Annotated in this window: 7 protein-coding genes; 4 read left to right on the top strand and 3 right to left on the bottom strand. The window is 43.7% G+C overall.

The genetic code is table 11. The annotated features are described in order from the left end of the window. Nucleotides 1–15 precede the first annotated feature (15 nt). Nucleotides 16–252, top strand: coding sequence for a hypothetical protein (locus ACDJ58_RS15215; protein ID WP_413379289.1), 237 nt, complete (start codon nt 16–18; stop codon nt 250–252). 435 nt (nt 253–687) lie between these two features. Continuing rightward, on the top strand, nt 688–2,190 hold the full coding sequence (locus ACDJ58_RS15210) for an alpha/beta hydrolase family protein (protein ID WP_413379287.1): 1,503 nt from the start codon (nt 688–690) through the stop codon (nt 2,188–2,190). 320 nt (nt 2,191–2,510) lie between these two features. On the opposite strand, the gene ACDJ58_RS15205 is transcribed toward ACDJ58_RS15210, so the two are convergent. Beyond that, a complete protein-coding gene (locus ACDJ58_RS15205) occupies nt 2,511–4,274 on the bottom strand; it encodes a methyl-accepting chemotaxis protein (protein WP_413379285.1) in 1,764 nt (587 codons plus the stop codon). Between the two features lie 81 nt (nt 4,275–4,355). Between ACDJ58_RS15205 and ACDJ58_RS15200 the strand changes: the two genes are divergently transcribed. Both ACDJ58_RS15200 and ACDJ58_RS15195 read left to right on the top strand, forming a co-directional pair. Next, a complete protein-coding gene (locus tag ACDJ58_RS15200) occupies nt 4,356–4,940 on the top strand; it encodes a hypothetical protein (RefSeq protein ID WP_413379283.1) in 585 nt (194 codons plus the stop codon). A gap of 347 nt (nt 4,941–5,287) precedes the next feature. Further along, on the top strand, nt 5,288–6,145 hold the full coding sequence (locus ACDJ58_RS15195) for a methyltransferase domain-containing protein (protein WP_413379281.1): 858 nt from the start codon (nt 5,288–5,290) through the stop codon (nt 6,143–6,145). A 4-nt stretch (nt 6,146–6,149) separates the two neighbouring features. On the opposite strand, the gene ACDJ58_RS15190 is transcribed toward ACDJ58_RS15195, so the two are convergent. Beyond that, nucleotides 6,150–11,189 (bottom strand): beta strand repeat-containing protein, encoded by a 5,040-nt coding sequence (locus ACDJ58_RS15190; protein WP_413379279.1) that lies wholly within the window; start codon nt 11,187–11,189, stop codon nt 6,150–6,152. 430 nt (nt 11,190–11,619) lie between these two features. Then, nucleotides 11,620–12,225, bottom strand: coding sequence for a TetR/AcrR family transcriptional regulator (locus tag ACDJ58_RS15185; protein WP_413379277.1), 606 nt, complete (start codon nt 12,223–12,225; stop codon nt 11,620–11,622). Between the last annotated feature and the right edge of the window lie 183 nt (nt 12,226–12,408).

Here is a 12,408-nt window from a genome sequence, read left to right as displayed (position 1 = left end):
AAAGGGTGACTCAAGATGTATAGTTACGATGAATTCACTGAAGACTTAAATCTCGGACACGAAATAGAATTTATCTTGAATGATACACATTTCTTAATCAGTTATAATGAAAGTGGTTGGTACTGTATTAAAGAAAATGAAGAAGCGCAAATTAAGTATGAATCAGTTGAACAACTATTAAATGAATTTAAGATTAATGGTAAAACATTAAAAAGTTTATGGGGAAATATCATTGTGAGTGACATATGTTGACTAAAATTAGTCAACAACGTTATCTGTTAAAAAGGCGCTTACAAGGAGTCAAGTAGACAAAATAAATAAAACGATCTTTAAATTGCACCGTTTCCCGGTATTCTACCAGGGAACGGTTGTTTAGTTTCTATTATATCGAGGGACAAGAACATTATCCCATTCAAAGTCGCTATTATAGCGGCTTTTTTTGTTTTAAGGAACTAAGTTCATGTCCAAAGCTGAGCACAATTACATTGTGTCATTTCCGTTTAGAAGGTGATCTAAACATGTATCGGTTCGTATGCATCAATTCCACAGTTTTACGAGTCCTTCAAAACCGCAAGGTAGAATTACAAAATTGTAAGGTAGATGTAAGTTGAATCGATAGCTTAGGCCAGCCTGGCAGGATAATATTGGAACAAACGAAAATAGAAATTTTTTAAAAGGAGAATCGAGATGAGGCTGTTTGAATTGTTGCTTTTTTTGTCAAACATCGGCTTGTTTGTATTAACTTTCCTATTAAAAAAAGGACGGCGTAGAATTCCAGTATTCGTTGCAAGCGGGATCGCCACACTTTTACTGGTCATTCATTGGATGGTGGAAGGATACAGAGTTCAGCTATTTTTCCCATATTTCATAACTATCATTTTTTTAGCCATTTTAAGTTATAGCTACTTTAAAAAAAACGGCCAAAAAAAAATCCCAAGATTCATGTTGGGTTCAGCTTATACCGCTATAGCGACAACGCTGGTCGTAACAGCGGGTCTTATGTATGCTTTTCCTGTATTTAAACTACCTGAACCGACAGGCGAATTTAAGGTAGGAACGCAAACTTTTCATCTCGTGGATACAAATAGGGAAGAGATTTTTGCCAAAGCCAGAAGTGGTAAGAGAGAGTTGATGGTTCAGGTATGGTATCCGGTTCAAGCTGCTACCGACAAGTACACTTCCTTTATTCCCAATCCCCAAATTTTACGTTATATGGCCGCGAGCTATGGCCTTCCTGGGTTTACTTTTCAACACCTGAAGTACGTATCCAGTCATGCTTATTCGGGGGCAGAAGTCTCTTCGGCTCAGACTTCATACCCGCTGATCCTTGCGAACCCCGGTTTCAGCTCTTCCAGGTTCCTCCATACGTCGCAAGCTGAGAATCTCGCGAGTCACGGATATATCGTGGCAGTGATCGACCACACCTACAATACATTTGCAACCGAGTTTCCGGACGGTCGAATCACGACCAGCACAACCAACGACTTATTCTCGCCCGACGATGATTACCGAACAGGAAGAGAAAATCGCGACAAGTTGGGAAAAGTGTTAACCGGCGATGTGGTGTTTGCGCTGGACCAATTCGAGCTCATCCAATCGGGACAGATTCCAAGTCATCTAAAAGGAAGGATTGATCTCGGTCATGTCGGGGTGTTCGGTCATTCCATCGGCGGGGCGACGGCCTACGACGCTTCTTACGATCCGCGAATCACGGTTGGAATAGACTTGGATGGAGGGCTTTATCGTCTTCGTGACAGAGAGGATCTGCGAAAGCCGTTTTTGTTCATCAACTCGGAAAGCTATTTCGAAGAATTAAAAATGGTGATGAATAACCGGGTCTACACAGATGCAGAGCTTAACCGTATGGGCTCAACAAGAGAGTGGATGGATCAAGTAACGGAAGATAAAAAGTTGGAGCTTGAACGGATGCGCGAAACGTTCGACGAAGGAGGACAAATCCTCTATATCGAAAATACAGAGCATTTGAATTTTACCGACGTACAGTTCATTTCTCCGGTTTTCAATATGCTGGGCATTACAGGAAAGATTGCGCCAGAAAGAGCGAACTCCGTTATCAATGCCTATATGCTGGATTTCTTCGATATGTATCTGAAAAATCAAGGCGGAGCCTTAATGAAAGGACCGGATAGCCGCTTTCCAGAGGTGAAGTTCATAACCTCGCTATTATAAATTACGGAACAGGCTACCAAATGTGTTTTAATCCCCTTTGTAAAATAACTATATATTTACTATATGGATAATAATTCAATGAAATTCAAGGGTCCATACAGACATAAGAAAAAGGGGAAGAAGTACGCCTTCCATGATCCGGAGCAAGATTCACAATGGTAATAAAAGTGAATACACACATGATCCATTAAAATTGCATTGGTTAAACGCTTTGATTCGATGGGAAATCCGGACAGAATGGTATAGATTCAAATATATAAGCCAATTAGAAAAAGTAAAAACCCCGCCGTCTGATTCGACAGGTAACGGGGTTTTCATTATTATGAATCTGATTTACGGACTTCGATCTGAAATTGGTCGGAATATGATTTGAGGTTCCCTGCAAGGCTGGCGAGCTGCCCGGAGATGTTCGACAGTTCGTTGGCCGACCGCTGCTGCTCCACAGCACTTGCCGTGACTTCTTCGGCCATGGCTGAAGTTTCCTCGGTTGCGGAAGCAATATAGCTCAAATGCTGTTCCACTTCCTCACGAATAGAGTGCATATCCACCGTCCGGCTTTCCAAACGTTGAGCCAGCTCCTGCACCTCGGTCGATAAGCGGCTAACCTGTCTGAACGTCTGGAGGCAATCAGCAATCTGTTCTTCCTGTTCCTTGACCGCCACCATATTCGCATCAAAATGACTGCCCATACGATGTATCTCTTGAACAAATGAACTCAGGATCTCATCAATCTCCTGGATCGAACGTTCGGATTGCTGAGCGAGCTGTCCCATTTCACCAGCAACGACCGCAAAGCCTCTACCCGCTTCGCCAGCGCGGGCTGCCTCGATTGAAGCATTCAGCGATAGAATTTGAGTTTGTTTTAAAATGTTGTGTATTTGTCCACTAATGGAGGAAGCGAGTTCCGATTGAGTCGTCAGTGAACTGGAAATTTTCTGCTGATGCTCAACACGCTTCGCATTCTCGCGGCTCTTTTCAAGCAGAACCTCATGTTCACGTGTAACTTGTACTTGCACGGCAGATAACTGCTCTGAAGTATGGGTAAACTGTTGCACATATGAACCTACTTCATCCATTATTTTGCCGAGATTCTCTGAGTGCTGGACGGATTGTTCTGTTTCTTCGGCCTGTTTCACGGAGCCTATAGCAATTTCTTCGATTGCTTTGGAAAGTTCTTCGGTCTGACGCTGATTCGTTTGAGCCGTTTCCGCAATATTTTTCGAGGACTGCTGCAACGTATTGGATCCTTGCTGTATTCCCATCAGAATGTTCGTCAATTGGGCAACCATGACATTAATCAAATCACTGATATCACCGAGCTGATCATTTGTCATATGTGTGGATACAACTTTGAGATTCCCATCAGCAACCTGTTCGAGGCTTGACTTAATATCGTGTACTTGTCTGAGAATGCCTCTTACTACGAATAGCATCATGACCAAAGACAGAATCAGTACAACCACAAAAATCGGGATAATGGTCCGATAAGCATTATTCAGGGATGTCGCGGAGACTTGATTCACTGCTCCAGCAGAAATATCAATGCCCAGATAGCCAATAACAGTACCTTGCGAATCCTTGATTGGTGTAAAGGAGGACAATAGCTGTCCCCAGGTTGGATCGTCTACAATGCCTGTTGTGACGACTTCACCGCGTAACAAGCGTTCCTGAATCTGGGAATTGAATTCCATTGCAGTCCCATAAGGGCTGTATTCCCTATCGTCCCAATCCGCTCCATCCACGGTGTAGATCCAACCGTCTGAAGTTTTGTTATACATATAAACATATAAGGCTCCAGATTGAAGCCTAACTTTAACGAGTTCGTCTCTAAGACTTTTGTATTCGTTGCTCTCCTCTGAAGCAGTAGAGGATAATGTCTTGATTAGTTCCGATTCCTGGCCTAGTTGAGAAGCAGTATTCACTGCCAGCTGCTGATTGTTATGCTGCATGGTCATTAATGATGCATTTTCACTAGAATCAATGGTGGTCCACATGATTAGACCGCCCATGGCCAGCAGCGGAACCAGAATGATCAAATAAAGTTTAAACCTTAAATCCATCTTTTTTTTGCGAGTCTGTCTCACGTTCTGTTCCCCCTTGGAAGTAGTAAAGAATAGGATTATTCGTATAACCCCATACTATTTATCGTAAAATCGAAGAGGGAAATGAAGACTAATCCTAGATTTATATTTACATATAGGCAGATGGGCGGCTTACTTTTTATCTTGAAACATATTAGACAACTTGATTTAAATGATATCAACAACAAGTACAGAAATGGAGGAGATCGGGGACATACAAAAACGTACACGTATAAAGCGAACAGTGGCCTCCAGGAACTCGCATATACAACAGGTACAGGTGCGTCTAAAGTTAATTTTGAATACACTGGGTTAGAACAAGTCAAAAGTATAGCAAAAGATAATCAAAGCCTCATTTTATATCAATACAATGATACGGGCGCAATGCAACAAGTCGATCGAGCCAACGGAATTATAACTAAAGCTACTTACGATCAAGGGGATCAGCTGCTTACTTACAGTGATTACTTTGGCACTGGTAGTGCACTTCGTGAGCACAACTATACATATGATAGCAATGGAAATGTAAAAATAATTCAAACTGATGCTGGTTGTACAGCCTATCTGTACGACACACTCGACCAATTGACACAAGAAACACTACCGGATGGAAGGACGATTCGTTACAGTTATGATGAACAGGGAAGGCGTATTCAGTCGATTGGCTAGTCCGTGGCGTATGCGGACCTTAACTCTAGAATTTTCAGTTGAGGAGAGGGTGAGCCTTACAAGGTGGTCGTGATCAATTGTGCCAAGAAGCTGGCTCACTGAATGAGTAGACAATAGTGCAAATACACTCAACACTTGGAGCACAATAAATAAAATTATCTATATGATGATTAAGGGACAAATCTTTTAAGCAGTAATGAGGGATCGAGTGTGGCTCAGGGTTGCAAAATGACCTGAAATTCAAACGAAGCTCCACAAAGGGCAAATTGACATGGGAGAATGGCTTATACATTCCTATCTTCAATGAATAACATACATAAACAACTGACTAGGAAGAAGTGAGTAGGTTGAGAATTGATTTGGGTAGCGGCATAAATAAGTTCAAAGATTGCATTGGCATTGATCGTATTCGTTATGAGATGACGGACATTGTTCATGATTATAACTTGCCTATTCCACTTAAAAACGACACTGTCGATTTTATAATGTGTTCTCACAGTTTGCAATATGTTGATAATTTGATTTTGGTTATGAAGGACATTTATCGGATTTGCCGACACAAAGCAATAGTATGTATTGTTGCTCCTTATGCTCATGCCAGTGTTCATATGGTAAATCCCCAGTTTAAGCAACAGTTCAACGAGCACTCGCCTAAATATTGGACGACTTACCCAGGACGTATGGAAGACGATAGTGAGCTTTCCCTGTATCCATCGGTCGCTTTCCCCGTAGAAGAGGATTTGTCCCAAAATCGGATTGACTTCCGAATGCTGAAGATGGAATTCTTTTATTTCCCTGCCTACCATGGTTTATACAATGAAGTGGAGCTGGGACTTCTCAGACAATCACAATTCAACGTAGCTCATCAAATCATGTATCATCTTCTGGTCGTGAAAGAACCGATGCCCGAAGCGGAAATAGCCGGTCTTCAAGGGACCGTAAGACTGGAAGAACCGGATTATGTGATGGAACAACGAATTCGAACAACAGAAAAAGAAGAACAGGAACAATCCTTCAACTTGGATCATTTTCGTTCCCTCTCATCTGGAGAGGAAGAGTCTCTAAATAAGTCAGTAGAAGAAAAGCCCCCTATACTTAAAAAAAGTAGCAAAGGGGGCAAGCCAAAATCTTCTAGAACCAAAACAAGGGCCAAGTCCAATCGGAAAACAAGTTTAGGTAAGAAAAAAGTAGGTACAAAACGATAAGTTGTTATTCTTCACTTTCCACAATGGTGACTACGGTGGTGTTTGATGCAAGGGTTATAGTAGCTGTGCCTGCACCAGGAATGACGTAAACAATGGATAATGAAGCCTGATTCACCAGTTTGCTATTCGCAGGTTGCCCCTTGACCAGAACTTGATAATGGATCTGAATGGATTCTCCCGGCAGCAATTGGTTTAATATCAGGCCTTGTTCTAGATTGGTGCCCGTCTGCGGAAGATTTGGGGCGTGAATACTGCCTGATACGATGTGTGCTTCCGATTGTACTTTATCTTTTAAAACAAGCTGGGTTGCGGTGTAAGGGCTCGTATTCTGAATAAGGATGGCATAATTAATAGTTTCACCTACTTCAACAACCGTTTTGTTAGCCGTTTTTTGCACAGGGATGGCTGGCGCTGAAGAGGTTTGCGATACCCCAGATCCAGCCTCCGAAGCTACAGGGGGAGTGGAAGGTACTGGTCCTGACGGAATTATAGGCACTGTTGGTGTAATTGCTGTGACGGGAATGATGACGATGTTGGAATCCACTCTGAATGGAATTGAACCTAACCGATATTCCACACTGGCCTGATTGGTGATTTGAGTTAAAGTAATACCACTATTTACGGTGACTTGGAAACGTATTGAGATTGTAGCTCCGGCTTCAACATTCTCGATACCAACTCCAGTTGCCGGGTTCGCTCCCGGTATATTTACCCCTCGGCTCGTAACACTTCCACTTACAAAAGTCGTTCCTTGAGGAATCTGATCAAAGAACAAAACATCACTTAACGACAGGTTGTTGCCATTTACCAAGGTGAACGAGAAATCAATGATTTGATTTGGAGCAACCTGAGTGGGAGAAGCGGTTTTGATAATGTCCACCAGTGGGTCTGAAATTATCGTTACGACCGAATTGGAATTGACTGAATTGTTTGTGACGCTACCGTCAGGCAGAGTATAGGTGTACGTGGCTATGGCTTCATTTACAACCTGATTATTGGCAGGGAAATTTAATATGTTTACGGCGAACGCGACGGTGGTGATATCTCCTGGTGGGAGGGTCCCTATCGGAATTCCATCTACAGGATCGCTAATAATAGGCACTCCATTCACTGTTAAGGAATCCGGAATAAAGACAGCCTCTAGGGGAATGGGGTCAACTAGGGTGACGTTTGCTGACGTATTTCCCGAATTTTGAACACTAAGGACATATTGCACGGTATCCCCGAGATCTACTTCAGCAGGGGATGCGGATTTGAGAATCGTAATCACCGGTGCTAGAATGGGGATCTCTACAAGGTTGGAGGAGGTGCTGCCACCTAACCCATTTAGAATAAAGGTCAGATTGGCTTGGTTTATTAATGTGTTTGGAACGGGCTGCACGGATAAATTATCTACACTTACTTGGAAGGTCAACGGATTAGAACTGTTCCCTGCAAGGCTGCCAATTAAAAATCCATCAGAAGGATCAGCATCAATCTGTACTACCCCGTTCAGGGTTAAGCTGTCCGGAACAAAAGTTGATCCATCTGGAATGGGATCAGTGAGAATAACATTAGTTGCTATCGCACTTGAACCGTTAAGCACAGAAAATGTGTAGGTTACAATATTCCCCGAAGTTACTATCGTTTGGTTAGATAATTTTGTGACTGTGATTGTGCCAGGATCGCTCACCGGAATGGTCACTATATTGGATTGAGATGTTCCCGGAATAACTCGCCCATCTGGAAGGATATATGTGAAATTGCCGGTGGCCTGATTGACTAACTCGGGCGGGTCTAGCAGGGAAGTAACGGTTGCTAAAAAGGTGACAGTAACCGGAAATTGAGGCTGTACAGTGCCTAAATTAATCCCAGTTATTGGATCGGCACTACTCCAGCGATTCCCGTTAATAAGCACGCTGTTTGTTACGAATGTTTCTCCTGCAGGCAGCGGGTCCAGTAAAACAACGTCAGCATTGTAATTCCCGAGATTGGATACAACCACTGTATACGCAATGATATCGCCTACAATAGCTGCTAGGGTATCGGCTGACTTTACGAGATTGATAATAGGTTCAAATACTCTGACATTTACGATATTGGATAAGGCAACTCCTGTAAAGTCTCCCGTGCTAAACACTAGGGTAGCCTGATCCGTAAGGAATAAGGGGAACGGTACCGGAGGTGCTGTTCCAACAACAGTGACTTGGAACGTGATGGTTACAGTGCCATTGGCCGTGATGGTACCAATGGCTATACCTGTGTCAGGGTCAGCTCCAGGGATAGAGACCCCGTCTATCGTAACGCTGTCTGTCACAAAAACGGAGGCAGGGGCCACAGGATCGGTTAGGATGACGCTGGTCAAATCAATGGCATCATTGTTTTGGACAACCAGTGTATACGTAACAATATCACCCACGATGGCTTGGAGCTCATTTGCGCTCTTAATGACTGTTACGTTGTCTGCGGAGATAGGGATGACGACGACGTTGGAGTCAGCTGCTCCGGGTATAACTCGGCCATCTGGTGGTGTGTAGGTAAAGCTTGTCGTGGCCTGATTGATAATTTGGAATGATTCAGGCAACGAATTGATAACAATTTGAAAACTGACGAGCACAGAACCTCCAGCAGGTACGATCCCCAGTGAAAATCCTGAATTGGGATCTGCTGCAGGAATAGAAATGTTGTCCACCAGTACCGTACCCGGAACAAAAGCGGTCTCAGCCGGAATGATGTCGGTAAGGAAGGTAGTTGCATCAATATTCCCTGTATTGTTAACGATGAATTGAAATGAGATAATCTGTCCAACCACAGCAAAGGTAGGAACTGCGGTCTTGGTGATGCCGATAATCGCCTGAAAGACAGGAATCGTCACGACGTCGGAAAAAGAGGCACCGCTAAAAGTGCCGCTCGTGAACGTAACTTGAGCTTGGTCTGTTAACTCTGCAGGTTCAGGTAGGGAAGTGACATTCACACTAAAGGTAATCGTTGAAGAAGCGCCTCCAAGTAGGGTCCCAACTGCTATGCCTGTCATGGGGTCAGATGTAGGCTGAGAAACTCCATCAACCGTTACGCTGCCCACTGCAAACACAGAACCTGGAGGAATAGCATCGGTCAACAGAATATCAGTGACGGGAATCGTATCCTGATTGGTCACTACAATGGAATAGGTCACCGTGTCTCCAACGACAGCATCAAGGACGGGGGTAGACTTCACTACACTAACGAAGGGTAATGTCACTGGAATAATAACGGTGTTGGATACTACGGAGCCAGGGATAACCCTTCCATCCGGCGGTTGGTACGTATAGGAAGCTGTACCCTGATTCACGAGCTGAAATCCGGCTGGCTGGCTAACCACATTAACTTGAAAGGTAACTGTAAACACCGTATTTGGGGCAACCGGTCCGATCGGAATGCCGGTCACAGGGTCGGCACCCGGTTGAACAACGCTATTGATTGTAACACTCCCCGGCACAAACACAGATCCATCCGGAATATTGTCCAGCACAGTAGTGGTTGCACTGATGTTGCCCGTATTTGTAACAACAAGGGTATAGGTCACGTTCTCGCCAACCTGGACGTTTGACGTCTCCGCACTCTTAACAATGGCTACATTAGGCTGAAAGACAGGGATTTCTATGGCATTGGTAGGCACAGCGGTATTAATGACTGGGCCACCCGGTACCGTAGGAGCAGTGTACCCAACCTTGGCCTGATTGAATAATCGTGGTGGTGCTGGAAGCGAAGTGACTACGACCTGGAAGGAAACGGTTACCGATGCACCTGAAACAAGAATGCCAATGGGGGCACCTGTGATTGGATCAAGGGCAGCCTGGGGAACCCCGTCAATCGTAATACTATTCATCACAAAAGTAGTACTATCCGGAATGTTATCAAAGAACATAACATTGGTCGCATCCACCAATGACGTATTCGAGATCACGATAGAGTACGTTACGGTATCTCCAACGATGGCATCAGCGACGTTAGCGCTTTTTACAGCAGTCAATACGGGAGTATTAATATCAATCTGCAGGCCATTTCCGTCAACAAGGTAACCGTCACCGTTGGTGGTCAGTTGGAACGTGGCTTGAGTCTGTGTATTATGCAAAGTAAAGCCAACATCAACATTCGTAATATCCCAACCTTGTCGACCGCCTATGATATTGGTCCCAGGTGTCCCATTGATTTGATTGCGTGTACCGAAGGTTCCCGATGTATCCAGAAGGCCGGCATCATTGTTAATCTGTGAAGCGAAAAAGTTGGTCGCGAAGTTATTGGGGCCTGACAGATTGGTGACCGTTCCAATGGTCGGGTCAAACCGTGCCTGATCCCCTGTCTTTATAGCGTCACCTTCCTGGCTGCTGAATAACGCTCTTCCTGCGAGAGGCCCCATAAATGGAGTAGCAAAACCATCAATGACCATGTTAACAGGACCTGAAGTGGAGAGAATGACATCTGCAGTCACTCGAATAGACATGTTTCTCAGAGGCAGAGCCGGGTTCTGATACACAACGCCCAGGGTCCAGCCTGCATGGTTCGATGTTGGATCAGGGATCGAAAGTGTGCCGACTACGCCTCCTGTCGTGTACGCTCCTGCACCAGCAGCGGAGACCAGATTGGTAACTTCCGCTGATCGTACATAGGCATAGGTCGTGGGAAAGCCAGCTTGAGTGGAGAGGATAACCTCAAATCGAGTTGCCGTGTCGGGCAATACACTTGTCTGACCTAATGGAGTAGTAAACAATACGGGGTTGTTAATGAAAGCAGAATTATTTTCCGTGCCATCGATGTATGTACCACCCCAAATCAATTCCGCATACAAAACCGTGCTGCCAGCGGGAATCTGAAGTACAGCGGCTGAGCTGTTGTTGAGGAAGACACTGGTTGTACCTGGCGGGTAGGTCCCAAATTGTTGCGTTGTGTCTGTTGTAATATAAGCACCGATACTATCAACCGTTCCGGGAACACCAGGGGTTCCAGAACGGCTAAGTCCAAGTGTATTCCCAGTGAAGGTAATTGCTCCATTTTCATTAATGGAGTACCTTTCAATAAAGGCCATTTCATCATTCCTTTCCGTATCGCAGAGCTCTCTCCTACGTATATTGAAGTAAGAGGTTGTACGATAACCAAGAATGAAAGGAAAAAGGAAGTAGGCAACAACGTATTTTGCGACAATATCCAAAGACAAAAAAATACACAAAATAATATGTCAAGGAATGGACCCCAATATTGAGGCAGTGCTGTCTTAGCACAAATTCATTCAACTCCGTGTCCCAAGCCAAAGACAAGAACTTGTACCGATTGCCGAAAAGGACAAGAACATGTTCGATGATTCAATGAGAACGACGCCCTCCAATGGGAGCGTGGGTGAAAATATATCTTGAAGCTAACGGGAAACGATAGCTCAATACAACGAAGGAGACAGACGACCAACATGATCGGCTGTCTTTTTATTAAACTAACTGGCAGAATAGCGCCCCTCGCTAATTTTATTCCTCGAGGTGGATGCCGGCAGCTTTCAAATGCCCATAGGTAACAATTCTACTAAACTGAGATGCAGCTTCATCCGCAGGAAGAGGCTGATCATTTTTAATCCACCAAATGACAATCCCCATGAAAGCCGATACGAGATATTCGAGCAGCAACTCTTTGGATATCACTAAATGGGATTGTCCTTGAATAGGACTCCACCCCTCATTTAATTTGTCTTTAATGATATTCTCCATTTTTGCTCGAAACTGATAGATTCTATTCTCTTCAATTAACATGGCGTTGTAAAAGGTAGTGTTGAGAGAAATATGTTCCAGTACAGTTTGCATGACAGTCTCAAGTATAGAAATACTGAAGGGATTCATGCTGATGGGACAAAGAATGACGGCATCCTTTAGTTCGCTTAACAATTCATTTATACATGTATCTAATAAATCGGGTTTATTTTGATAGTGAAGATAAAATGTATTTCGATTGATCATAGCCCGATCGGCAATATCCTGAATCGTTATCGCTTCATATCCTTTATCCTGAATAAGCTCATAAAACGCCTTTCGAACCGATTGCTTCGTGCGAAGTATTCTTAGGTCGGTTTTCTTATTCATTATTTTCTGTCCCCTTTAATTTATTTTAAGCAGTTAAGCGACAAAATTTGTTGAGATGTCTGTTATCCTTCAAAATTAAAAATATTGAATATTGAGCTTGGTATTACCCACTATTATAATGAGCGATAGATAAATAAACAACATAACGTTCATTATTTATCTAGTGACTATAAAATTCAGGAG

The organism is Paenibacillus taichungensis (assembly GCF_047302525.1).
In the GTDB taxonomy this organism is placed as follows: Bacteria; Bacillota; Bacilli; order Paenibacillales; family Paenibacillaceae; genus Paenibacillus; species Paenibacillus taichungensis_B.
The sequence above is the reverse complement of the archived record's forward strand: the minus strand, read 5'-3'. Positions and strand labels throughout refer to the sequence as shown.

Bases quoted from the DNA above. Each gene is read 5' to 3' on its own strand.
- ACDJ58_RS15215 (WP_413379289.1), top strand. From the start codon at position 16: ATGTATAGTTACGATGAATTCACTGAAGACTTAAATCTCGGACACGAA.
- ACDJ58_RS15210 (WP_413379287.1), top strand. From the start codon at position 688: ATGAGGCTGTTTGAATTGTTGCTTTTTTTGTCAAACATCGGCTTGTTT.
- ACDJ58_RS15185 (WP_413379277.1), bottom strand. From the start codon at position 12,225: ATGAATAAGAAAACCGACCTAAGAATACTTCGCACGAAGCAATCGGTT.
- ACDJ58_RS15190 (WP_413379279.1), bottom strand. From the start codon at position 11,189: ATGGCCTTTATTGAAAGGTACTCCATTAATGAAAATGGAGCAATTACC.
- ACDJ58_RS15200 (WP_413379283.1), top strand. From the start codon at position 4,356: ATGAAGACTAATCCTAGATTTATATTTACATATAGGCAGATGGGCGGC.